We start from the raw sequence: 25041 nt of genomic DNA, 5'->3' as shown, positions 1-25041 counted from the left end.
ATTATTCATTATTCATTATTAATTGCCTTTTTAAAATATCTTTGCCAGAATTTACAATCAACGCATGGACAAAAATTTCAACCAGGATAAACAACATACGCTCGTGGCACCGGTAAGTATATCGGGTACGGGGTTGCATACGGGCATCAATGTGGATATGACACTAAAACCGGCCAACCCGGGCTTCGGTTTCCAGTTTCAGCGGGTAGACCTTCCGGATACTCCTGCTATCAAGGCCGATTGCGACCTGGTGACGGATACATCAAGAGGTACTACGCTGGAGCAAGGTTCAGTAAAAGTGAGCACTGTGGAGCATGTGTTGGCTGCCCTGGTAGGAAAAGGGGTAGACAATTGCCTGATCGAGATCAATGGGCCCGAAATCCCCATCATGGATGGCAGCAGCAAACCTTTTGTTGATATCATCGAAACGGCAGGCGTGCTGGAACAGGAAGCTGCCAAGACCTGGTATACCATCGATACCAACATTTCTTTTTACGACGAAAAGAAAAACGTGGAAATGACGGCTTTGCCGGCCACCAATTATGAGATCACTACCCTCATCGATTTCAACAGCCCGGTGCTGGGCACCCAGCACGCCGGACTGAAAAGCATGAAGGATTTTAATACCGAGATCTCTCCCTGCCGCACTTTCTGCTTTTTGCATGAGTTGGAAATGTTGCTGGACAACAACCTTGTAAAAGGTGGCGATATCAACAACGCCATCGTGATAGTAGACAAACCGGTAACCGAAGCCGAAATGAGCAGGCTGGCAAAAGCATTTGGCCGCACCAAAGTGGAAGTGAAAAGCGAAGGTTACCTCAACAATCTCGAACTGCGTTTCCCCAACGAACCTGCCCGTCATAAACTATTGGATGTGGTGGGTGACCTTGCACTGATCGGTTATCCTATCAAAGCGCATATCATTGCCAACAGGCCGGGGCATAGCAGCAATGTGGAGTTTGCCAAGAAGATAAAACAATACATCAAGAAGAATAAACATACCAAAGGTATCCCGGTGTACGATCCAAACCAGCCACCGGTTTACACGCTGGAGCAGATTGAAAAGACACTGCCGCACCGTTACCCGTTTTTGCTGGTAGATAAGATCATCGACCTTACGGATACACAGATCGTAGGGATCAAGAATGTTACTTTCAATGAATTCTTTTTCCAGGGGCATTTCCCGGGCAACCCTGTGATGCCGGGTGTATTACAGGTGGAAGCGCTGGCGCAAACAGGTGGAATACTTTGTATCAACGCGATGCCGGGAGGACAATACGATACCTATTTTATCAAGATCGACAATTGTAAATTCAAGCAGAAAGTGGTGCCCGGGGATACGATGATCCTGAAAATGGAGCTGATAGAACCTATCCGCCGCGGTATCTGCGTGATGCGTGGAAGCGTGTACGTAGGCAACAAACTTTGCACCGAAGGGGAGTTTACAGCGCAATTAGTAAAAAGGGCTGAATAAAAAATTGTGGGTAACGGGTTCCGTGTTGCAGGTTGATGTACTAACCGTAACCCGTTGCCTGCCACCCGTAACTTTATCATAACAAATAAATTTATCACCAATCTAATTTTGCATCTTTGCATATCTGCATATTTGCACTTAAAAAAATGATCCATCCACACACATATATCCACCCGAATGCCAAGCTGGCCACTAATGTAAAGGTTGATCCTTTCAGCGTGATCCATCCCAATGTAGAGATTGGCGAGGGCACCTGGATCGGCAGCAATGTCACGATCATGGAAGGCGCCCGCATCGGCAAAAACTGCAGGATCTTTCCCGGCGCTGTAATAGCCGCCATTCCGCAGGATCTCAAGTTTGAAGGGGAAAATACTACCGTTGAGATCGGCGACAACTGCACCATCCGGGAGTTTGTTACCATCAATCGCGGCAGCAAGGATAAATGGACGACCAAGGTGGGCAACAACTGCCTGATCATGGCATACAGCCACATTGCGCATGATTGCGTGGTGGGCAATAACTGTATCATGAGCAACAACACACAGATGGCCGGGCATGTGATCATGGGCGACAATGCCATTCTCGCCGGAATGTGCGCCATTCACCAGTTTGTACAGATTGGCCAGCACGCTTTTGTAAGCGGCGGTTCGCTGGTGAGCAAAGATGTTCCCCCATATATCAAAGCAGGGCGTACGCCACTGAGCTATGCCGGCGTAAATTCGGTAGGATTGAAACGCAAAGGTTTTTCGGTAACACGCATCAACCAGATACTGGACATCTACCGCATCATTTACAATAAAAATTTAAATACATCACAGGCGCTTAATTTTATTGAAGAAGAATTACCGGCAACAGATGAAAGAGACGAAATCGTAACTTTTATACAGGAAAGTGGCCGGGGAATTATAAAAAGATTCAGTAAAGGAAATAACGACGACGAATAGTGTACTCCGAAGCTTTGCTTCGGATGGTGAATGGTGAATGGTGAATAGTCAATAGTGAAATCTTCGAAGTGTTCAATTTTATTCGAAGTACTTATTTTCCGCCGTCCTTATTTAAATCTTGCATGAAACAAAATTAGTTCTAACTATCACAACACATCGATGGTCGGTCGTCCGTCGTCAGAGGTCTTTTCATCATGCATATCTCAGCAAACAATCTTGGCAAACGTTACAACAGGGAGTGGATCTTCCGCCGCTTCAGCTATGAATTTCTGCCGGGCAACCGATATGCCATTACCGGGCCGAACGGTTCGGGCAAATCCACGCTGCTGCAAGTGTTGGCCGGGGCCGTCATGCACAGCGAAGGCCATGTAGTGTACACACAGGATAATAAAACCATTGAGCATCCTTTCCTGCAACTGACCATCACAGCGCCCTATCTCGAACTGATTGAAGAAATGACTGCTGTGGAAGCGCTGGATTTTCACCAGACTTTTAAGCCACTTACAAAATCAATAAAAGACATCCTGGAAACTGTCGGGCTTTCTGCTGCTGCCAACAAACAGATCCGCTATTTCAGCAGTGGAATGAAACAACGGTTGAAAATGGCACAGGCTTTTTTCAGCAGGAGCAATGTATTGCTCCTTGATGAACCCACTACCAACCTGGATGCGGATGGCATTGCATTATACCTTCGCCTTGTAAATGAGCATACGAACGGAAAACTGGTATTGGTAAGCAGCAACGATCCGCATGAATATAGTTTTTGTGAAGAAGTGATCAGCATCGGTAATTATAAACAGAACCAATAAACACCGCAATTTGAAGCTGTCTTTTTTATTGCTTTGCATCCTTTACAATATCCCTGCTTTTAGCCAGGCTGATTGCAGCATCGGTTTCGGCGCCCATCCAAATGAGATCAGTTATAATTCCACCGCGGTAGATTCCATTCTTCACCTGGCCACTTATGATGCGTTTTTTTTAGGAGAAAGCCATACATCGCAATTTGAACCTGCATTCAAATATAATTTCATCAGGCAACTGAATTCTTCTTATGGAGTGAAGGATGTTTTCATGGAAATAGGTTATTCCGCTGCATACTTTTTCAATCTTTTTCTCAAAACAGGTGACAGTACCATTTTGACTGAAAACCACTTTCCCTACCTGGGAGGGGAATACAAATATTTTTGGACGCAACTCTACGCTTATAATAAACTGCTTCCGCAAAATTCAAAGATCATCATTCACGGAATTGATTTCGAAAGGGCGGAAATATTCACCCTGCTGGATAAAACAAGAGATTCGGCTATGCATGTTCCCGAAGAATTGAAGCCCGTCTTTGAAAATATCCATGCTTTGAGCAAAAGGAAATTATTGTTTACAGATAAAGAATTCGACAAACAGGTAAACGATTTAAAAACCGTATTTTTTAAAACCGAAGCCGCATTCAGGAAACTTTATAAAGATAATTTTGCTGTTGTTCGCGATGCGTTGATCAATAAAGCGCCCTCCACTACTGCCGTTGAGCCACGGAATAAAGCCTGGCTGGAAAACATCAACAAGATATTGGCCCAGGACAATATCAAAAAATTCATCGGGTTCTTTGGCTCCGCCCATACACGATATAATAGTCGATCGTCGCTGACAGCCGCATTAAACAATCCCGTTTTTTTCTCCGGAAAGATCCTGAACATTGCCACGATATACAGCCATTTTAAAAGTGCGGGGGCATCTGGACAAGTGATTGAATATGGATATAAGGAAAAGGAGGTGTTTGAAAAATATTACAATAAAGATTGCAGGGCCATACTGATAAGATCAACGGAAGTACCTAAAACAAATTTTAAAACCGAATCGGATTTTATTCTTTTTGCAAAAGAGATCGTTGACGAATAGATTTTATTCAAGGTCACAAAGAAAAATTATGGAATTGTACCTCCTCTCTCATCTTTGTACCATGCATTATTTTCCTTTATTACTGCTGCTATTGTCTGCCTGCTCGGGCAATCAACAAAAGCAACCGGTCAACACAGATACTTCCGTAGCCATCAGGCAAATCCCCGTTCAACATTCAGGCTACTATAGTTCTTACAAAACCATCCACGTTTTTGTAGCGCTCTGCGATAACAAGTACCAGGGCATTGTGCCCGTTCCGGCAAAGATCGGCAATGGCCAGGACCTTGATAATAACCTTTACTGGGGTTGCGGATATGGTGTGCGGTCTTATTTCAAAAAAAGCCCGCAATGGAAACTCATCAAAAAGATATCCATCGACAGCATCCGGATGGAAAGACTGCTGTTTAAAAATACCAACTCAAATTATTATCTCGTTGCCGATGCATGGAACGGGAAATACATTAAAGACTGTACCATCGCATTTTTGCAAAGTTGTGCGGGGCAAGTGAAAGATACCTTAATGGTGAATAACCTGGCCATCGGGTTGAATGGCAATGCTTCCCTGTTGGCTTATGTTGGCCACGATGGCCTGATGGATTTCCGGCTGGCAGATGAATTCAATAATACTGACGGAAAGAAGCGGGATGCCATCATGCTGGCTTGTTACAGTAAAAAATATTTCGGGCCTTTGCTGGCCGCAACAAAAGCCGGGCCACTGCTCTGGAGCTCGGGACTGATGGCGCCCGAAGCCTATATCTTACATGATGCGTTGGAAAGCTATATCAAAAAAGAGGCAGCGGAAAATGTGCGAAGCAGCGCTGCTAAAGCATATTCCAAATACCAGAAATGCAGTGAGAAGGCAGCCAGGAATTTATTAGTGACAGGGTATTGATTACAGAAGGTTCCAATATCATTTTTTTGTAAACGCCTTTTCATACAATGCCACCCAGTCCTTCACCGGCATTTTCGTCGCCAGTTAGCCGATGAGTTTACAAGGTATCATAAGTCAATGAAGAATTAAAAATTAAGAATGTTTAAGGCCTGGTCATCTGGTGGTTAATCAGTGAGAACTTAAAAATTTAAATAAAGTAATACCCCTGAAAGCATTCTTAATTCTTAATTTTTAATTCTTAATTGATTACCGCCTGCTGGCTATAAGTAAGTTCAGATCCGTATACTTCAGATCAAATCGTTCGCTCAGATGAAAATTCGTCAATGCCCCTTTGAATAAATAAATACCGCTGCGGATGTTGATCTTGTGCCAGATCACATTGTCGATGCCACCTTCATCGGCCGTTTCGAGCAGCAAAGGCATCAACACATTGCTGATAGCCTGCGAAGCCGTACGGGCAAAACCGCTCGGGATATTCGGCACGCAATAATGAATAACATCGTACTTTTTGAAGACCGGTTTTTTGTGGGTGGTCACCATGCTGGTTTCAAAACAACCGCCATGGTCGATGCTCACATCCACGATCACTGTACCCGGGCGCATATCCGCCACCATTTCTTCCGTTACCACCACCGGTGTACGGCCACCCGTTCCGCCCAATGCACCAACCGCCACATCGCAGGTGCGAAGCTGCTTTGCAAGGATCTTTGGTTCTATTACGGAAGTCCACATGCGCACACCGATATTGTTCTGCATACGCTTGAGGCGGTAAATACTGTTGTCAAAAACTTTCACGCTGGCTCCCATCGCCAGTGCGGTACGTGCGGCATATTCGCCTACTATCCCCGCCCCGATGATGATCACTTTTGTTGGCGGTATACCGCTGATACCACCCACCAGTACGCCTTTGCCGTTGTTGGCATTGCTCAGGTGCTGGCCTGCGATAAGCATCACGGCACTACCGGCGATCTCACTCATACTGCGTACGATGGGGTTGTGACCGCTATCGTCTTTCAGGTTTTCAAAACTCAACGCGGTGATCTTTTTTGCCATCATCTTCTCCAGCACTTCCTTTTTCATGATGGCGATATGGATAGGCGAAATGATGTATTGGTTCGGCTTCAGTAGTTCGCAATCCTCTTCGCTTACAGGGGCACTTTTTACGATCACATCACAATCGAACACCTGTTTTTTATCGTACAGTATCTTCGCGCCTGCATCGCTGTAATCCTTATCACTGTAGTTGGCGCCCTCACCTGCCTTGGTCTCCACATTCACTTCATGGCCGTTGGCGATGATCACACCCACCGCTTCCGGCGTGAGCGCTATCCTGTTTTCGTTGAAAGTATCTTCCCGCGGAATGCCGATGCACAAAGACTCGGTCTTATGTTTCACATCCAGCGTTTCTTCCAGTGTTTCGTACGAAAATGAGGGGGATACAAAAGGTTTTGTTGTTGCCATAAAGGTTCAAAGTGACGTACAAATTACAATTTTATTTGCAATTTCCGGGCATTATTACCGGTAGAAGTTAAATAACAATGCGCAGTATTTTCCGGGAAGAGCCCGGGTGCCTTATCCGGCCATTCCACCAGGCAAAGATTGCCCGAATAAAGTGCATCTTCCACCCCCGCGCCAATAGCTTCCTCACCGTCTTTCAATCGGTAAAGATCCATATGACAGATAATTTTTCCGTCTTTTGTCACATACTCGTTGATGATGGAAAAAGTTGGACTGCTCACAGCTCCCTGCACCCCCATCGCATCGCATACCGCATGTATGAACGTGGTTTTGCCTGCTCCCATCTCGCCATGAAAGGCCACCACTTTGCGGTCGCCGATTGCTTTCAGAAATGTTAAAGCCGCCGCAGATATATCATCCAGTGAAAAATTTACATCCATGATGCAAAGATAAATTTCATAATTAGTAAATCGTTGGCCTTACTATAAGATAATTTTGCAATATGGAACAAGTAGACTGGACAGTGGAAGGCATGACCTGCAGCAATTGCGCCCTGAGCGTAAATAAACTCCTGCAGAAGGAAGGGATGAAAGATATTAAAGTCAATCCTATCGACGGCGGCGTAAGCTTTACCAGCGCTGAAAAGATTGATACCGATAAAATAAAAAAAGGCATTTCTTCCCTTGGTTATCACGTAAAGGAAGAGGAGGGCCACGAAGGGCATCAGCACGATCATGGCACTGCACATGGTTTTTTGTCGAATAATAAAAAACGTTTTCTTTTCACTTTGCCCTTCACGCTGGTGCTGATGTTGCATATGCTGCATCAATGGTTGCCGCTGCACTGGCTGATGAACCCCTGGGTGCAATTGGTGCTATGCCTCCCGGTATTCATCACCGGCATGTGGTTCTTTGGCAGGAGCGCCATCAAAAGCCTGCGCAACGGCATGCCCAATATGGATGTACTGATAGCGGTAGGGGCACTGGCATCTTTTGCCTATAGCCTCACCGGGGCTGTTTTGCATCTTGGCGAACAATATCTTTTTTTCGAAACTACCGCTTCCATCATCACCCTTGTTTTCATGGGCAATTACCTGGAAGAAGCTTCGATACAATCCACCCAAAAAGCGCTGAAAGCACTGGCTAAAAACCAGAAAGTGATGGCCAATATGATCGCATTCGACGATCAGCACCAGGAACAGGTATTCCCGATCGACAATGCGCATCTGAAAACCGGCGATCTGGTACTGATAAAAACCGGAGAACAGGTACCGGCTGATTGTAAGATACTCTGGGGCGATTGCTCGGTGAATGAAGCTGTCATTACCGGCGAAAGCGTACCGGTTACCAAAGGAAAAAAAGACCTGCTCATTGGTGGAAGCATCCTGGAGAACGGAGTAGTGAAAGCGCAGGTAACGGCCGCTGGTAAGGACACCGTTTTGTCGGGCATACTCAAAATGGTGCAGAATGCACAATCCGAAAAACCGCCGATGCAGAAGCTGGCAGATAAGATCAGCGCCATATTTGTGCCGCTGGTGATCGGCATCGCTGCCATAACTTTTTTACTCAATTATTTCGCTTTCGACCAGACGCTGGGTAGTTCGCTCATGCGTAGCGTAGCTGTGCTGGTGATCTCCTGTCCGTGTGCTATGGGCCTTGCAACCCCCGCCGCCATTGCGGTCGGGCTTGGCCGTGCGGCAAAAACCGGGATTTTGTTCAGGAATGCATCGAGCCTGGAGAGTTTTAAAAGCATTACGCAGGTAGTGTTTGACAAAACAGGCACACTCACAACGGGTAATTTTATCATCTCCGGCAAACAAACCAGCATTGATGAAAATGAATTTAAAAAGATCGCTTATTCACTGGAAAAATATTCCAATCACCCGATCGCGAAGGCGGTGACCGCCGAGTGGCAGACGAAAGATCTGATCCGCTGGAAAAAAATTGAAGAGATCAAAGGGCTGGGGGTAAGGGCTGAAGACAATGAAGGGAATGTTTATGAAGCAGGATCTTTCCAGCTTTTACCTGAAGGTTTGACAGATGCCAATCACAATATTTTCATCCTGAAAAATAAAACATTGCTTGGCTGGATAGATGTGGCAGATGAAATTAGAGCTGAAGCCAAACAGGTGATCAGTTGGTTACACAGCCGCCAGGTAAAAACAATCCTGCTCAGTGGCGACCGAAAGGAAAAATGCCGCGAAGTGGCTGCGGAGTTAGGTATTGACGAAGTATATGCCGAACAAACGCCTGAACAAAAACTGGAAAAGATCGCTGCCCTCAATGCAGTATCTCCAACGGCGATGATCGGTGACGGCATCAATGATGCGCCTGCGCTGGCAAAAGCTACCCTGGGCATTTCTTTGAGCGATGCTTCGCAGATCGCCATGCAGAGTGCCGATGTGGTGCTGATGAATCATGGATTGAAAAACCTGCCGAATGCATTGGGACTGGGAAAACATACTTACCTCACGATAAAACAAAACCTGTTCTGGGCATTTGCTTACAATATCGTGGCGATACCAATTGCTGCCATCGGCCTGCTGAGCCCGACGGTAGCCGCATTGGCGATGGGCTTCAGCGATATTGTGCTAGCGGGGAATTCGCTGAGGCTGTTTGTGAAGAAAGTGGTGTAACCAGTTGACTACTCCCCTGAGTGGTCAACTCCAACCAGTTGTCAACTCCAACCAGTTGTCAACTCCAACCAGTTGTCAACTCCGGTGAGTAGTCAACTCAAATGTGTATTTCCCCATCCTGCCCCGTTTTTTTCTCCTTCCCAAAAACAAACATTTAGGCGTATTTTGTACCCTCTCATGGAACAGCTTTCACCGCAACAAATACTCAAAAAATACTGGGGGCACGATCACTTCCGGCCATTACAGGAAGATATCGTGCAGGCTGTGCTGCACCAAAAAGATGTATTGGCATTACTGCCCACCGGCGGCGGCAAATCCATCTGCTTCCAGGTGCCGGCCATGATGATGAAAGGCGTTTGCCTGGTGGTGAGCCCGCTCATCGCCCTCATGAAAGACCAGGTGGAAAACCTCAACAAACGCGGCATCCCGGCATTATCCGTGTACTCCGGCATGCATTATAACGAAGTAAAAAAAACATTACAAAACGCCGCTTTCGGCGATTATAAATTTTTATACGTTTCGCCGGAAAGATTGGAGACAGCTCTTTTCCTCGAATTTTTACCCGCCATAAAACCCTGCCTGATCGCTATCGATGAAGCACATTGTGTGTCGCAATGGGGATATGATTTCAGGCCGCCTTACCTGCGCATTGCCAGGCTACGTACCCATCTGCCTTCGGTGCCGGTGATCGCCCTTACCGCATCCGCCACCATCGAAGTACAACAGGACATCTGTGATAAATTATCATTTGGCGCTTCGAAACAGATCTTCCGGCAGTCGTTTGAACGCCCTGAACTTTCCTACAGCGTTTTTCAGCCTCCTTCCAAACAATCGAAACTGGTGGAAATACTCTCCAATGTAAAAGGGTCTTCCATCGTTTATTGTAAAAGCCGCAAACAAACGCAGCAGGTAGCAGAATTGCTGAGAATGCAGCAGATCGATGCGGATTTTTATCATGCCGGGCTCCCCTCCGAATCACGAACAGCCAAACAGGACAATTGGGTGCAGAATAAAACCCGGGTGATCGTGTGTACCAATGCTTTTGGCATGGGCATCGACAAACCTGATGTACGGGTGGTGGTGCATTATGATGTGCCGGACTGCATTGAAAATTATTACCAGGAAGCCGGGCGTGCAGGCAGGGATGGCAAACGTGCATATGCCGTACTGCTCCACAATGTGAAGGAAACGGATGAACTGCTTGAAAAAATAGGTTTACGTTATCCGCCACTGGCGGAAATAAAAAAGATCTACACTTCCCTGATGAATTACCTGCAGGTGGCTGCCGGGGGCGGAGAAGAAAGCAGTTATGATTTTGATCTGGCGCAATTTGCCACCAATTTCAAATTGAATGTTTTGCAGGCAACTTACGGTATCCAGGCACTGGCACAGGAGGGCTTGCTGAGTTATAACGAAGTGGTATTTAAGCCCTCGGTGGCCCGTTTCATTGCTTCCAAAAACGACCTGCGTGAATTTGAACAGCAGCATCCCGAACTTGATATGGTTGTAAAAGGATTGCTGCGTACCTATGAAGGCATATTCGACCAGCAATGCTCCATTTATGAGTTTTCACTGGCAAAATTTTTGAAAGTACCGGTGACGGAAATACGCGAAAAGTTGATGATGCTCCATCGTTACCAGATGATCGCTTACCAGCCTGCGGCCGAAAAACCACAGATCTATCTTATCCGTAACCGGATGTATTCCGACGATTTTAAATTTGATGAGAGCAGGATTGCTGCAAGAAGGCAGCATTCTGAAAGCCGTGCAAAGGCGATTGCGGAATATGTAAAAAATAATACGGACTGCAGGAATAAAATGATAGCGGGCTATTTTGGCGAAGCCTCAGGGAAAAACTGCGGCATCTGCGATAACTGCATTCAACGAAAAGAGCAGGAGCTAAAAGCTGCACAGTTTGAGATCATCGCGTCAGATATAAAAAAAATCCTTCTTCCACAGCCTATACCTGTTGAAAACCTGGTGAAACAACTTCCAGCTCACCACTCTGCCAAAGTATGGGAAGTATTGAATTTTCTTATTTCCGAAGGAGTTGTTGTGACGGACGAGAAACAGTTCCTGCGATTGGAAAAATAGTCAAAGGCAAAATAAAGGCATAAAAAAAGGGACCAAGATAGAAATCTAGTCCCGCTTTAAAATCCAATATCCTATGAAAAACCGAAACGAAGATAATGTGGTATTTACTATAAACCAAGTATTTTAAGAAGTTTTTGTAGAAATACTTCTACAAGAAATCCGATAATATTAACAGATATTCTCATTATTAATCCGTAATTCCCTGTTTAACAACCTTTCAGACACATAAATGTTAATAGTTATACATATTTCAACACTAAAAAATAAATAAATATATTTTTTAATTAATACTGATCAATGTTCAGTTCAGAACCAGCTGGATTTTTTCTTTGTGGTGCGGCCACCCAATCCTAAAGCACCTAGTAATGACCTTACGATACCGTTTCCTGCCGTGCGCACCAGGCTTTTCACGATGGAATTGTTGGCTACTTTTTCAAAAGTTGAAGGTTCTTCTTTTGCAGGCTTTTTGGAAGTGGTCGTTTCCTCCGCATTTTTTTCGGCTGCTTCCTGCAGCTTGGCGGCAAGTATTTCGTAAGCGCTGTTATTATCTATATCCTTACTGTATTTGGCCACCAGCTTACTTTTTGCATTGATAGTATTCACTTCATCCTCTGTAAGCACATCCATCCTGCTGCGGGGCGAACAAAGCATGGTATGCGCCAGCGGCGTGGGAATGCCTTTCTCATTCAGCATCGTCACCAAAGCTTCACCGATCCCCAGCTGGGTAATGAGATCTTCGGTTTTGTAATATTCCGTTTCCGGATAGTTATCCGCTGTCTGTTTGATCACTTTGCGGTCTGCCGCCGTAAATGCCCTCAGCGCATGCTGCACTTTCAGGCCAAGTTGCCCGAGCACACTGGCAGGCACATCCATAGGGTTTTGTGTGCAAAAGAAAATACCGATGCCTTTGGAACGGATCAGTTTGATGATAGTTTCAATCTGCTGTATCAGTTCGGAGCTCGCTTCCTGGAAGATAAGATGCGCTTCATCGATAAACATCACCAGCTTGGGTTTATCCAGATCCCCTTCTTCTGGACAACTGGCATATAATTCTGCCAGCATCTGCAGCATGAACGTGGAAAAAAGTTTGGGTTTATCCTGGATATCCGTCACGCGTAAAATGCTGATGATACCGCGTCCGTCATCGCTGATACGCATGAGGTCGTCGACCTCGAAACTCCTTTCGCCAAAGAACACATCGGCGCCCTGCTGCTGTAGTTCTATTACTTTGCGCAGGATGGTCCCTGTGCTGGTGGTAGATATTTTTCCGTACAATTTTTCAATTTCCGCCTTGCCTTCATCGCCAATATATTGCAATACTTTGATGAAGTCTTTCAGGTCCAGCAGGGGCATCTGGTTATCATCGCAATATTTGAAAATAAGCGCTACCACCCCCCCCTGTGTATCATTGAGCCCCAATATCTTGCTGAGCAAAACAGGCCCGAATTCGCTGACAGTAGCCCGCAGGCGAACGCCATTTTTCCCCGAAAGGGATAACAACTCCGAAGGAAAAGAGGCAGGAGTGTAATTAAGCGACAGCTTCTGGTAACGATCCGTCACTTTATCATTCAGCGATCCTGTGGCGGCAATTCCGCTCAGGTCGCCTTTAATATCCATCAGCAGCACCGGCACGCTGGCTTCACTGAGAAATTCGCTGATCATCTGAAGCGTTTTGGTTTTGCCCGTACCGGTCGCACCTGCTATAAGTCCATGCCTGTTAAGGGTTTTGAGCGGAAGGAATATCCCGGCTTCTTTTATTACTTCGCCGTTGAGCATGGCGGCACCGATCTGTACGGATTCTCCTTTAAACGTATATCCTGTTTTGATAGCTTCCACGAAAGCATTGGTATCTGGCATAAGAGTTTTTTTAAAAGTGCATTAAAGTTAAGGAGGAAAAGACAACCGACGAGCGACCACCGACGAGCGACCACGGACGACCGACAACTGCGGTCTGTTAAATGCCAGGTTTTACAATTTCCGGGAATTTATGGCTGGTGATTGGTGATCTTCTGCAGTCATCAATCGTTTACAGTCAGTAATGGGTAGCTGTCGTCCGTCGTCGGTGGTCCGTCGTCCGTGCTCGATGGTCCGTCGTCCGTGGTCTTCTTTAACCGTACATCACATTTTCCGCCCCGAATGGTTTAAATCACAGCGCATCCGTTACATTTGTCACCTTAATTTAATCATATATGAAAAAAGGTTTATTCTGCTTTTCTTTGATGGCAGCGGCTTTTGCGGTGAATGCGCAGAAGGTTGCTTTCACTGAATTTAATTTAAAAAATGGCTTGCATGTCATTTTGCACCAAGACAAAACTGCACCGGTGGTGGCCATATCCGTAATGTACCACGTGGGTAGCAAGGATGAACAACCAAACCGTACCGGTTTTGCCCACTTTTTTGAGCACCTTTTGTTTGAAGGGTCAGACAATATCAAAAGAGGGGAATTCATGAAGATCGTGAGCAGCAATGGCGGACAAAACAACGCCAATACTTCGCAGGACCGCACTTTCTATTTTGAAAGGTTCCCTTCCAACCAGCTGGCTACAGGCCTTTGGCTGGAAAGCGAAAGAATGCTTCATCCGGTGATCAATGAAATTGGTGTAAAAACCCAGAATGAAGTTGTAAAAGAAGAAAAACGCCTTCGCGTGGATAACCAGCCTTACGGAAATTTCGTGGCTGAAATCATGAAACGCCTGTTCATCAATCATCCTTACCGCTGGGTACCGATCGGCAGCATGGAACACCTGGATGCTGCTACATTGCAGGAATTCCAGGCTTTCAATAAAAAATTCTACACGCCCAAAAATGCCGTACTGGTAGTAACCGGCGACCTTGATATACCCAAAACAAAAGCCTTGGTAGAAGGGTATTTCCAGGACATCCCGGGTGGTGAAGTGATCGTAAAAACGAAATTTGAAGAGGCCCCCATCACCAAAGAAATTGTGGATACCGCTTACGACAACAACATCCAGTTGCCTGCCATCATGGAAGCTTATCGCATACCGGGCATGACCAGCAAAGAATCCAAAGCGCTTGAAATGGCTTCTGCCGTATTGAGCCAGGGCAACAGCAGCCGTATGTTCAGCAAGATGGTGGATACCAAAAAGAATTCTTTACAGGTAGGTTCTTTCAGCTATTCTCTCGAAGATTACGGCGCTTACATCATGTATGCGTTACCAAACAACGATACCCCGCTGGATACTTTGCTGAAAGATATGGACGATGAAATTGCAAAGCTGCAGACAGAACTCATCAGCGAAAAGGAATTTACCAAGCTGCAGAACCAGTTTGAAAACAATTATGTAAGTGCCAATTCCACCATGCTGGGTGTTGCGGAAAACCTGGCGGATGGTTATACTTTTTACAACAAAAATACCGGCCATATCAATAGCGAACTGGAAGAGATCAGGAAAGTAACAAGACAGGATATTCAAAACGTTGTAAAAAAATACCTGAACAAGAACCAACGCGTTGTTTTGTATTATCTTCCTAAAAAATAATTGCACTTATTCCTATTTATATTTTCAAAAAAATTCAACATGAAAAAAATATTTTTAATGGCTTTGAGTGCGTTTGTCTTACAGCATTCAATTGCACAGGTAGACCGTACGAAGAAGCCTGCTGCAGGGCCTGCGCCGGTGGTAACTTTTAAAGACCCGGTGATATACAATCTCCCTAATGGCATGACCGTATTGGTGGTGGAAAATCACAAACTTCCTAAAGTGAGCGCATCGCTGATCATCGATGCGGGCCCGATCAGGGAAGGCAACAAAGCCGGTGTTACGGAACTGATGGGTAATATGCTGGGCGAAGGAACTAAAACACAAACTAAAGGACAGTTTGACGAAGCGGTAGATATCATCGGCGCTGATGTAAACCTTTCAGCAGGCGGCGGTTCCGCATCTTCACTTACACGATATTTCGATAAGGCATTCGCTCTTTTGGCTGATGCGTTGAGAAACCCTGCTTTTCCGCAGGAATCCCTCGACAAGCTGAAACAACAGACCATCACGGGATTGAAATCTGAAGAGAAAAATGCAAAGACCATCGCAGCACGTGTTTCGCAGGCGTTGAGTTATGGCAAGAATACGGCCATGGGTGAATTTGAAACTGAAGCGACCGTAAAATCCATCACGCTGGCGGATATCCAGGATGCTTACAAAAATTATATCACACCATCCCGCAGCTACCTCACATTTGTGGGAGATATTACACCTGCTGCGGCTAAAGCGCTTGCTGAAAAATATTTCGGCAGCTGGACGGGCAAAAAACTTACCCTTCCTTCCATTCCTGATGTAAAAAATCCGGATAAGACTGAGATCGATTTCGTGGATGTACCTACTGCTGTACAGGCGGAAATGGCTGTAGGCAACCTGGTTACCAACCCGATGAACGGCAGCGATTATCATGCATTGTTGCTGGCCAACCACATCCTTGGTGGTGGAGCGGAAGCAAAACTTTTCATGAACCTTCGTGAAAAACATGGCTTCACTTATGGCAGTTATTCTCAATTGGGGAGCGGCCGTTTCCAGAGCCTTTTCAAAGCTACGGCTGCGGTACGTACCGATAAGGCTGATAGTGCGGTAGCGGAGATCATCGCGGAAATACTCAACATGCGTGATGGCAAGATCACCCAGGACGAACTGGATAATGCCAAAGCGATTTACAACGGATCTTTCGCATTGGGCATGGAAGACCCTTCCCGCAGCGCACGTTATGCAAGCAATATCCTCATCAACAATCTGCCGAAAGATTTTTACCGCACTTACCTGCAAAAGATCAATGCACTTACGATTGAAGATATCAAAAGGGTCTCTAAAAATTACCTGAACGAAACCAACAGCCGCATCGTGATCGTGGGCAATGGTTCTAAAATCCTGCCTACTCTTTTAAGGCTTGGCTACCCGATCAAAAAATACGACAAATGGGCCGACCCGGTGATCGATTCTGTAAAAAATGTGAACGTAAACGAATCGCCCAAAACTACCGACAAGGTTTCTGCTTACTCCATCGTGGAAGATTACCTGAAAGCGATCGGTGGTAAAGAAGAACTTAAAAAGATCACGAGCATAAACCAGGCTCTGTCGCTCGATATGATGGGCCGTTCTTTTGAAGGAACCGACAAACGCCAGGCTCCTTACAAGACTGCGATCGAGATCAGGATGGGTACGATGACGGTGATGAGGTCTGTATTCAACGGTACTACAGGTTACCAGGCACAAATGGGCCAGAAGAAAGACATGACGATGGATGAGATCAAGGAACAGAATGATGAACAATCTGTTATCCCGCAACTGGCTTACGCTTCCGCTAATTACAAAATGGAATATGTTGGTTCAGGATCGCTCAATGGCGAAAATACTTACCGCCTGAAAGTAACAATGCCGAGCGGCAGGGTTTCGGTACAGCAATATTCCAGCAAGACAGGTTTGTTGTTGCAGGAAGAAACCACTACCAAAGATGGCGACCAGGATACGCCGATGACCATCACTTATGCCGACTACAAAAAAGTGGGGAATTACCTGTTTCCATTCAGTGTAACACGTAATACCGGCGAACAGGAGATCGCCTTCAAATACACTTCTATCAAAGTAAATGAAGGTGTGACGGAAGAAGATTTTAAATAAGATCATCAAAAGATAAAAGGAAGCCACTCGAAATGAGTGGCTTTTTTATTGGGATACGGAAAACCTGATCACGGATTTCAAATTGATAAAGGCAATTACACGGATTCTTTTTTGCTACGCAAAAAACAAAATGCATTCATTTAAGTTTCAAAAATATCCATGTGTTTGGAGTCGTAAAATTTGCGAAGCAAATAATCTGTGCAATCGCCTTTATCAATTTGAAATCCGTGATCTTTCTTCCTTATTATCAATCTTAATTATTTCAAGGTTAACAAAAAATTAGGCATTATATTAGCAGTAACAATAATGAATTAATTTTATTTGTAAATAAACTAATAGAACATGGAAGCAGCTAAACCCAAAATTTTATTGTGCGAAGACGACACAAACCTTGGAATGGTATTGAAGAATTACCTGGAATTGAACGACTACGATGTGACACTGGAAAGAGATGGACGCCTGGGGCTTGCCGCATTTCAAAGAGAAAAATTTGACATCTGCCTGCTGGATGTAATGATGCCGAATATGGATGGATTTACAGTAGCGGAAGAGATCAGGGATATCAACCCGGATGTGCCGTTATTTTTCCTCAGCGCAAAAACGATGAAAGACGATATCATCCAGGGGTACAAGCTTGGTGCGGACGATTATATCACCAAACCTTTCGACAGCGAAGTATTACTCCATAAAATAAAAGCGATCCTGAAACGCAATGAAGAAATTCACCGCGAAGAAGTAAATGCCGAATTCGACCTTGGTTCTTATCATTTCAATCCGAGGTTGCGTGAACTGACCGTGAACGGAAAAGTGCAGACGCTTTCTCCAAAGGAAAACGAATTGCTGAAAATGCTGGCCGAATATAAAAATGACCTTCTGCCGCGTGAAGCCGCCCTCAAAAAGATCTGGGGCAGCGATACTTATTTCAATGGCCGCAGCATGGACGTATACATTGCTAAGCTGCGTAAATATTTAAAAGAAGACAGCCATCTTGAGATCGTGAACATTCACGGAAATGGTTTCAGGCTGGTAGTTTCCGAATAATTTCGCCCGCCAGATAAAGTATGCTGAGTGCCGCCAATGTGCGGCACTCTTTATTATAAACCTATTGGATAGATTTTTGATTGTATTGACCTCCTGAAAAACTATTATTGATTACAGAATGTACTCAGTCGCCGGGTTTTCGCGGCAGGCGAATTCTGACATGATATATCGTATTAGCCACTAGTTACCCTGAATATATCTTCAACTTATTTTTTGCTGCAATCACTTGTCTGGGTTATTGCAATTGTGTTCCTTTGATTTCAAAAAAGAACAGGGCGTGACAGGTATGAAAAAAGTAAAAAAATGTCACGAAAAACGTGAAAAAAAAAGAAATTTTTTACCTGTCACGCCCCTCTCTAAAAAATGCATTTTATAAAATTCAGAAAACCATCAGGACGAAAATATTCGAAAAATTCCGAAATATCTACCGTATCAGTCAGACTGCCATGGCCGAAATAGGCAAGAGTACTTTCTTCCGACCGTCACAGGAAAGGTTAAGTCACCATAAATAAAAGACCTGGCCTGTTTGGTTGAGGTAGATCGGAATACTATTGTGAAAACAGGTTATTCTGACTACTGCCAATGTGCGGCACTCTTTTTAAATGCCTGTAGGCTTTTTCCGTCACTTCGCGGCCCCGGGCAGTACGCATGATAAATCCTTCTTTTATGAGGAAAGGTTCGTACACTTCCTCGATCGTACCAGGCTCTTCCCCCACTGCCGTAGCAATAGTGGTGATACCCACCGGCCCACCTTTGAACTTATCGATGATAGTGGTAAGTATGCGGTTATCCATTTCATCCAGGCCGTAAGCATCCACATTCAGCGCCCGGAGAGAATGCTCGGTGATGCTCATGTCTATTACGCCATTGCCGATAACCTGTGCAAAGTCACGCACCCTGCGGAGAAGTCCGTTGGCTATACGAGGTGTGCCACGGCTCCTGCCGGCAATTTCCATAGCGGCATCGCTGGTTATTTTGGTGTTCAGTATTCCTGAACTGCGTAATAAGATGTTCCTGATCGTTTCTGTATCATAATATTCCAGCCGGCTTTTGATGCCGAACCTGCTCAGCAAAGGTGCCGTGAGCAATCCACTGCGGGTGGTAGCACCCACCAGGGTAAATGGGTTGAGGTTCAGTTGTACCGTACGTGCATTGGGGCCGCTGTCAATCATGATATCGATCCGGTAATCCTCCATCGCTGCATACAGGTACTCTTCCACAACAGTACTCAGGCGATGGATCTCATCAATGAATAATACATCATTCGGTTCGAGATTCGTAAGCAATCCGGCAAGATCTCCGGGTTTTTCAATCACCGGCCCGCTGGTTTCCTTGATATTCACTCCCATTTCATTGGCGATGATGCGGCTCAACGTCGTTTTTCCCAATCCCGGGGGGCCATGAAATAAGATATGATCCAATGCCTCCCCCCTTAATTTAGAGGCTTTTATGAATATCGTAAGATTCTCTATGATCTGTTGCTGTCCGCTGAACTGGCTGATGGCACCCGGCCGGATGTTATTCTCGAATTCCTTATCCGCAGCACTCAGGCGGCCAGCATCGTTGTTGAGATTGGGGTTCATGGTGTAAAAATAATGAGTTATAAGTTATAAGTTATGGGTTATGAGTTATAAGCTATAGAATAGTGTTAACTTATATTCCATCACTCATCACTCCTAACTTTCAACCGCCTTTCACCCTACCATTTCGCCATTAATAAAAGGGGCTGGTTTTTTAAGGATTAAATAAATAGCTTTACTGCCGATTATGCTAAATAAAATCTCAAAATACTGGTGGTGCCAGATCATCGGATGGTCGGTGAATATTGGTATCAGTATCTTTTTTGTAACGACTTTCGGCAAAGCCGATCACCTGTATATCAAAAGCCTGATACTCACCTGCATCACGGGGCTGGCCATTACGCATGTCATGCGTTTGTGCATCCACCATTTCAGGCTGCTCAACAAATCGCTAAAAAAACAGGTGCTGCATTTCATCCTGCTCACGTTCATTTTTTCCATCATATTCGGCGTGGCTTCAGAAGGGATCGATGCCCTGCTGAAATACAACCCTGAACGGGCGGAAAAATACACAGCAGCCCAACGCCTTTTCATCAGCAGCTTCAATGCGCTCTGGCTGATGCTGATGTGGAATTTCATCTATTTCATCTATCATCATGTAGAAAAAAACCGCAACCGTGAGCTCGATACTTTCCGGCTGGAAGCGCTGGTAAAATCACTGGAACTCAAAACCATCAAATCACATATCAATCCGCATTTCATCTTTAATGCCCTGAACAGCATCCGTGCCCTGGTAGATGAAAATCCGGAAAGGGCAAGGACCGCGATCACCGAACTCAGCAATATTTTGCGCAGCAGCATGCGTGCCGAAAAACAGGAAACCGTGCCGCTGCAACAGGAGATCAACATCGTAAAAGATTATCTCGCACTCGAACATATGCGTTTTGAAGAAAGGCTGCAGATCGATATCGAAATAGATCCTGACACATTACAACAACCGATACCACCGATGATGCTGCAGACCCTGGTGGAAAATGCCATCAAGCATGGCATCAGCAAGCAGATACGTGGCGGAACCATCCGCATCACTTCTTTTTTTAAAAACGATCACCACGAGCTGACCGTGCAGAATTCAGGCAGGCTCAATGGTTCGCTGGATTCGAATACGGAAGGTTTCGGCATCAAAAGCACGCAGGACAGGCTGAATCTTTTATACAACGGCAAAGCACATTTTGAGATACAGGACATTAACGGTAACATGGTGGAATCGAGGGTGATCATGCCTGTAGCCAGTATCTTATAACCAATTCACTAACGACCAAATTTCAATTGTACCATGCACAAAGCTATTATTATCGATGATGAAAGGCTTGCAAGAAATGAGTTAAAAAAACTATTATCCGATTTTCCCGAAATAGAAGTAGTGGGTGAAGCTGCCAATGCCGCCGAAGGGATCGAGAAGATCGAGCAGCTGATGCCCGACCTCATATTTTTAGATATACAGATGCCCGGCAAAACCGGTTTTGATATGCTCACGGAGCTGGACCGTGCGCCACACGTGATCTTCACCACGGCTTACGATGAATTTGCCCTAAAAGCATTTGAAGTGAACGCACTCGATTACCTGATGAAACCGGTAGAGCCGAAGCGCCTGGTAGATGCTTTACATAAATTACAGCTGGCAGAAGAGAAAGAAATGGCCGCTTCCATTGCCGGTGTGAACCGTGGAATGCTGAGCGAGAACGACCAGGTTTTTGTAAAAGATGGCGAACGGTGCTGGTTTGTAAAATTATCGGAAGTACGTTTATTTGAAAGCGTAGGCAATTACGCAAAAGTTTTCTTCGGCACCAACAAACCATTGATCTTAAAATCGCTGAATGCATTGGAAGAACGCCTGGATGAAAAAGTGTTTTTCAGGGCAAACCGTAAACATATCGTTAACCTGAGGATGATAGAAAAAGTAGAGCCTTACTTCAATGGCGGGCTGCTGCTGGATCTCAGGGCCGGCGAAAAAATAGAAGTCAGCAGAAGGCAGGCGGTGAAGTTCAAGGAAATGATGAGCCTGTAGTCAATTAAGAATTAAAAATGAAGAATGAAAGGTTTTTTACTTGCCGGAGCCTTGCTCACTATTGCAAATTTTTCGTTTGCTCAAAATATTGATAAACTTATCAATGCGAAAGAAGTGGAGAGGATTGAACGTACCCTCGCTTCTGATGAAATGCAGGGCAGGAAACCATTCACGCCATCCATAGATAAGGCTGCAGATTTCATCGCTTCGGAATTTAAAAAGAGCGGGCTGAAATATCTCAACGGGCTTACCAGTTACCGTCAGCCTTTCACCATGCAGAAAGCGACCCTTATTTCCGCAAGCGGAACACTAAATAACCAGGCAGTATTGCCGGAAAATATCATTGCGGTTACCGGAGATTCTCTCCTTGATATCAATGAAAGATCGGGTTACATACAACTGGTATTGGATTCGGGTCTAAACCTGGTCAAAGCAGGATACGAAGCCATTCAAAAAAATCACCCTGCCGTCATTTTTGTTGGAAGCAGCTATGCTAAAAATTTCCTGCGCCTCAAACGCCTCAAAGGCGAAACTTTTGAAACCAAAGCGCCGGTTATTTTTGTGCTGACTGATGAAGCGCCTAAAACATTCAGTTTTACTGTCCGCCACAAAATAACTACTTCTTCCCTTGCAAATGTGGTGGGTGTTTTACCAGGTAAAACAAAACCTGAAGAAGTAGTCATATTTTCAGGGCATTACGATCATCTTGGCATCGGCAAACCCAATGCCGCCGGCGATTCCATCTACAACGGCGCCAACGACGATGCAGCCGGAACCACTGCAGTGATCATGCTGGCCAATTATTTCAGCAAGCTTAAAAACAATGAGCGCACATTAATATTTGTAGCATTCACCGCGGAAGAATCAGGCGGTTTTGGTTCACAATATTTTTCCCAACAGATTGATGCGGATAAGGCTGTCGCGATGTTCAACATCGAAATGATCGGTACCGAAAGCCAATGGGGCAAGAACAGTGCGTACATCACCGGGTTTGACAAATCGGATTTCGGAAAAATATTACAGGGTAATTTGGCAGGCAGCAATTTTAAATTCGAGCCTGATCCGTATCCGAAGCAACAATTATTCTATCGCTCCGACAATGCTACCCTGGCGGCTTTGGGCGTACCTGCACATACCATCAGCACTTCCAAAATGGACACAGAGAAATTCTATCACACCCAGGAAGATGAAGTGGAAACACTCGATATGATTAACATGGCGGAGATCATCAAAGCGATCGCTATCAGCAGCAAGGGGATCATCAGTGGAAAGGAGACGCCGGCACGGGTGGAGAAGCAATAATTACGAATGAATAATTACGGATTACGAATGGTTCATTCTAACCGTAATTAAATGTTTCCGGAAATTTTGTAAATATCTTGCAGCGCAAAAAATTCAATTCGTAATTCGTAATTCGTAATTTTTAATTGATTACCGGTACGCTGTGTATCGCCGCAGCGATCTCCTTTATCAGCATAGGATCCTTCTCAATCGCATTACCTACTACAATCACGTCAGCACCGGCTTTGCAGTTCAGGTAAGCCTTTTCGGCAGTAGTGATTCCGCCACCAACGATCAGCGGAATATCGATGCAGGAGGCTACCTTCTCGATCATATTTTCAGAAATAGCCCTTCTGGCACCACTGCCCGCATCCATGTAGATGAGGCGCATACCCAGCATTTCACCTGCCATAGCAGTACACATCGCTATTTCGTTTTTATCGGAAGGTAACGGAGAAGCATTACTGATGTAAGAAACGGTGGTGGGAGCGCCTCCATCGATCACCATATAACCGGTTGGCATGATCTCCAACCCGCTTTTTTTCACCGCAGGTGCGCTTACCACGTGCTGGCCTATCAGTAATTCCGGGTTACGGCCGCTGATCAGCGACAGGTATAATAACGCATCGGCATATTTGCTCACTTGGGAAGGACTACCGGGGAACAGGATCACGGGAATATTACAACGCTTTTTTATCAGCTGAACACATTCGTCGAGATAACTTGAAATAACCAGGCTTCCACCCACGAAAAAGTAGTCGACCCTGGCATCTGCCGCCAGTTCGATCAGCTGCTCCATGCTCTCATCATTCACTTTATCAGGGTCGATCAGTACGGCAAAAGATTTTCTCCCCTGCTGTTTCCTTTCGCTCAATGAATGATAAATATTTTTCAAATTGAAGTGGTGTTTGGTTTCCTGCAAAAATGTATATTTTTTTGTTCTTACCGAAATATTAACGCCATAAATAGGTTGTCACGGGGCAATTTCGGTTGTTTTATTGGTAATTTTGGTATCATGCCCGATATAACTTACGAAATAAAATTTAAAACGGCTCGTAGCGGCGGCAAGGGTGGCCAGAATGTGAACAAGGTGGAAACCATGGTGGAAGGTTATTGGCAGGTGGCCAATTCTTCGCTTTTTTCGCCGGAAGAAAAGGAAAGGATATCGGAAAAGCTCAAAAACAAGATCAATCTCGATGGTTTTTTGCTGGTGAAAAGTCAGGCTGAGCGCAGCCAGCTGGGCAATAAACAACTGGTGATTGAAAAAATGAACGAGCTGGTGGCAAAAGCATTGCTGGTACAAAAAGCCCGTAAAGCCACTAAAGTGAGCAAAGCGGCCAAACTTCGCCGGCTCGAAAGCAAACAAAAAAACTCGGCGATCAAACAAAACCGCCGCAAACCCTCCAAAGATGATTAAGAGAATATTGCTGCAGGCATTTGCCATTGTCGCAATATGTGCGCTGCCCGGCAAGCTTACCGCCCAAAATGGGAAACTGATATTGAAGTTTGTACATCTCGCCAATGAAAAAAAGATCATCCGCAACGATAGCGTTTACAGCACTCCTAACGGTGAGCCTTACACGATTTCCAAATTGAGGTATTACGTAAGCGAAATCGGATCGGGGAAACCATCCAGAAATATTTTTCTCGTAGATGCGTTTGGGCCCGACAGTATTGAAATGAAATTACCGGCAGGTCATTATCAGCAACTTTCCTTTTTGCTGGGTGTAGACAGCCTGCTCAATTGCAGCGGGGCACAGGATGGAGCGCTCGACCCGCTGAAGGATATGTTCTGGACCTGGAACAGCGGTTACGTGATGTTCAAACTGGAAGGAAAGTCAGACAGCTCTCACGCTGACCTCAACCGGATTGAGCAGCACATCGGTGGTTACAAAGGCGAAAACAAAACGATGCGCCGCATCACGCTCAACCTGCCGGAAAAGTTGGTGATAGATCAAAAGAAAACACATACGGTCGTAATTGAAGTTGACCTCGATAAATATTGGAACAAAGCATCCATTTCTGCAAACCCGGTGATAGTGATACCCGGCACACTTGCAAAACGGGCGGCAGATAATTTTCCTCTTATGTTTCGGGTAAAATCTATTTTATAA

The 25041-nt window shown here is 45.2% G+C and carries 20 protein-coding genes; 15 read left to right on the top strand and 5 right to left on the bottom strand.

All coding sequences use genetic code 11. From position 1 onward, the window contains the following. Positions 1–64 precede the first annotated feature (64 nt). From EGI32_RS16960 to EGI32_RS16940, 5 genes are all read left to right on the top strand, one after another. Positions 65–1474: a bifunctional UDP-3-O-[3-hydroxymyristoyl] N-acetylglucosamine deacetylase/3-hydroxyacyl-ACP dehydratase gene (locus tag EGI32_RS16960; protein ID WP_255156545.1), complete on the top strand. Its 1410-nt coding sequence runs from the start codon at positions 65–67 to the stop codon at positions 1472–1474. A 146-nt stretch (positions 1475–1620) separates the two neighbouring features. Beyond that, a complete protein-coding gene (lpxA, locus tag EGI32_RS16955; protein ID WP_255156544.1) occupies positions 1621–2418 on the top strand; it encodes an acyl-ACP--UDP-N-acetylglucosamine O-acyltransferase in 798 nt (265 codons plus the stop codon). Positions 2419–2612: 194 nt separating this feature from the next. Further along, the gene (locus tag EGI32_RS16950; protein ID WP_255156543.1) at positions 2613–3227 is read left to right on the top strand and encodes an ABC transporter ATP-binding protein; all 615 of its coding nucleotides are present in this window, start codon (positions 2613–2615) and stop codon (positions 3225–3227) included. Between the two features lie 10 nt (positions 3228–3237). Further along, a complete protein-coding gene (locus tag EGI32_RS16945) occupies positions 3238–4311 on the top strand; it encodes a hypothetical protein (protein ID WP_255156542.1) in 1074 nt (357 codons plus the stop codon). Positions 4312–4339: 28 nt separating this feature from the next. Beyond that, positions 4340–5203 (top strand): hypothetical protein, encoded by an 864-nt coding sequence (locus EGI32_RS16940; RefSeq protein ID WP_255156541.1) that lies wholly within the window; start codon positions 4340–4342, stop codon positions 5201–5203. 246 nt (positions 5204–5449) lie between these two features. Here EGI32_RS16940 and EGI32_RS16935 read toward each other — a convergent pair whose 3' ends face one another. After that, positions 5450–6664, bottom strand: coding sequence for an alanine dehydrogenase (locus EGI32_RS16935; protein ID WP_255156540.1), 1215 nt, complete (start codon positions 6662–6664; stop codon positions 5450–5452). Positions 6665–6687: 23 nt separating this feature from the next. Further along, entirely contained in the window at positions 6688–7101 is a 414-nt protein-coding gene (tsaE, locus tag EGI32_RS16930) for a tRNA (adenosine(37)-N6)-threonylcarbamoyltransferase complex ATPase subunit type 1 TsaE (RefSeq protein ID WP_255156539.1), read from the bottom strand. Positions 7102–7163: 62 nt separating this feature from the next. Between tsaE and EGI32_RS16925 the strand changes: the two genes are divergently transcribed. Together EGI32_RS16925 and EGI32_RS16920 are read left to right on the top strand one after the other, a co-directional pair. After that, positions 7164–9296: a cation-translocating P-type ATPase gene (locus tag EGI32_RS16925; RefSeq protein ID WP_255156538.1), complete on the top strand. Its 2133-nt coding sequence runs from the start codon at positions 7164–7166 to the stop codon at positions 9294–9296. Between the two features lie 177 nt (positions 9297–9473). Beyond that, a complete protein-coding gene (locus EGI32_RS16920; protein ID WP_255156537.1) occupies positions 9474–11390 on the top strand; it encodes an ATP-dependent DNA helicase RecQ in 1917 nt (638 codons plus the stop codon). 306 nt (positions 11391–11696) lie between these two features. On the opposite strand, the gene EGI32_RS16915 is transcribed toward EGI32_RS16920, so the two are convergent. Further along, complete coding sequence (locus EGI32_RS16915; protein ID WP_255156536.1) at positions 11697–13247, bottom strand: helicase HerA-like domain-containing protein; 1551 nt, start codon at positions 13245–13247, stop codon at positions 11697–11699. A gap of 332 nt (positions 13248–13579) precedes the next feature. Between EGI32_RS16915 and EGI32_RS16910 the strand changes: the two genes are divergently transcribed. The 3 genes from EGI32_RS16910 (at position 13580) to EGI32_RS16900 (ending at position 18058) form a co-directional block, all read left to right on the top strand. Further along, on the top strand, positions 13580–14890 hold the full coding sequence (locus EGI32_RS16910; protein WP_255156535.1) for a pitrilysin family protein: 1311 nt from the start codon (positions 13580–13582) through the stop codon (positions 14888–14890). 39 nt (positions 14891–14929) lie between these two features. After that, positions 14930–17017, top strand: coding sequence for a pitrilysin family protein (locus EGI32_RS16905; RefSeq protein ID WP_255156534.1), 2088 nt, complete (start codon positions 14930–14932; stop codon positions 17015–17017). Positions 17018–17359: 342 nt separating this feature from the next. Then, complete coding sequence (locus tag EGI32_RS16900; RefSeq protein ID WP_255156533.1) at positions 17360–18058, top strand: response regulator transcription factor; 699 nt, start codon at positions 17360–17362, stop codon at positions 18056–18058. A gap of 548 nt (positions 18059–18606) precedes the next feature. On the opposite strand, the gene ruvB is transcribed toward EGI32_RS16900, so the two are convergent. Further along, positions 18607–19641, bottom strand: coding sequence for a Holliday junction branch migration DNA helicase RuvB (ruvB, locus tag EGI32_RS16895; protein WP_255156532.1), 1035 nt, complete (start codon positions 19639–19641; stop codon positions 18607–18609). Between the two features lie 184 nt (positions 19642–19825). Between ruvB and EGI32_RS16890 the strand changes: the two genes are divergently transcribed. The 3 genes from EGI32_RS16890 to EGI32_RS16880 are packed head-to-tail and all read left to right on the top strand — an operon-like array spanning position 19826 to position 22948. Further along, complete coding sequence (locus tag EGI32_RS16890) at positions 19826–20881, top strand: sensor histidine kinase (RefSeq protein ID WP_255156531.1); 1056 nt, start codon at positions 19826–19828, stop codon at positions 20879–20881. 33 nt (positions 20882–20914) lie between these two features. After that, positions 20915–21646, top strand: coding sequence for a LytTR family DNA-binding domain-containing protein (locus EGI32_RS16885; RefSeq protein WP_255156530.1), 732 nt, complete (start codon positions 20915–20917; stop codon positions 21644–21646). A 24-nt stretch (positions 21647–21670) separates the two neighbouring features. Beyond that, positions 21671–22948 (top strand): M28 family peptidase, encoded by a 1278-nt coding sequence (locus EGI32_RS16880; protein ID WP_255156529.1) that lies wholly within the window; start codon positions 21671–21673, stop codon positions 22946–22948. A gap of 121 nt (positions 22949–23069) precedes the next feature. On the opposite strand, the gene EGI32_RS16875 is transcribed toward EGI32_RS16880, so the two are convergent. Further along, positions 23070–23849 (bottom strand): geranylgeranylglyceryl/heptaprenylglyceryl phosphate synthase, encoded by a 780-nt coding sequence (locus tag EGI32_RS16875; RefSeq protein WP_255156528.1) that lies wholly within the window; start codon positions 23847–23849, stop codon positions 23070–23072. 93 nt (positions 23850–23942) lie between these two features. Between EGI32_RS16875 and arfB the strand changes: the two genes are divergently transcribed. Then, positions 23943–24344 (top strand): alternative ribosome rescue aminoacyl-tRNA hydrolase ArfB, encoded by a 402-nt coding sequence (arfB, locus tag EGI32_RS16870; RefSeq protein WP_369681678.1) that lies wholly within the window; start codon positions 23943–23945, stop codon positions 24342–24344. Next, positions 24337–25041 carry an MbnP family protein gene (locus EGI32_RS16865; protein ID WP_255156527.1) on the top strand — a complete coding sequence of 235 codons (705 nt, stop codon included), beginning with the start codon at positions 24337–24339 and terminating at the stop codon, positions 25039–25041. Before arfB ends, EGI32_RS16865 begins: the two co-directional genes overlap by 8 nt.

Source organism: Ferruginibacter sp. HRS2-29, assembly GCF_024343615.1.
In the GTDB taxonomy this organism is placed as follows: Bacteria; Bacteroidota; Bacteroidia; order Chitinophagales; family Chitinophagaceae; genus Ferruginibacter.
This window is presented reverse-complemented; position numbering and strand designations above follow the sequence as displayed.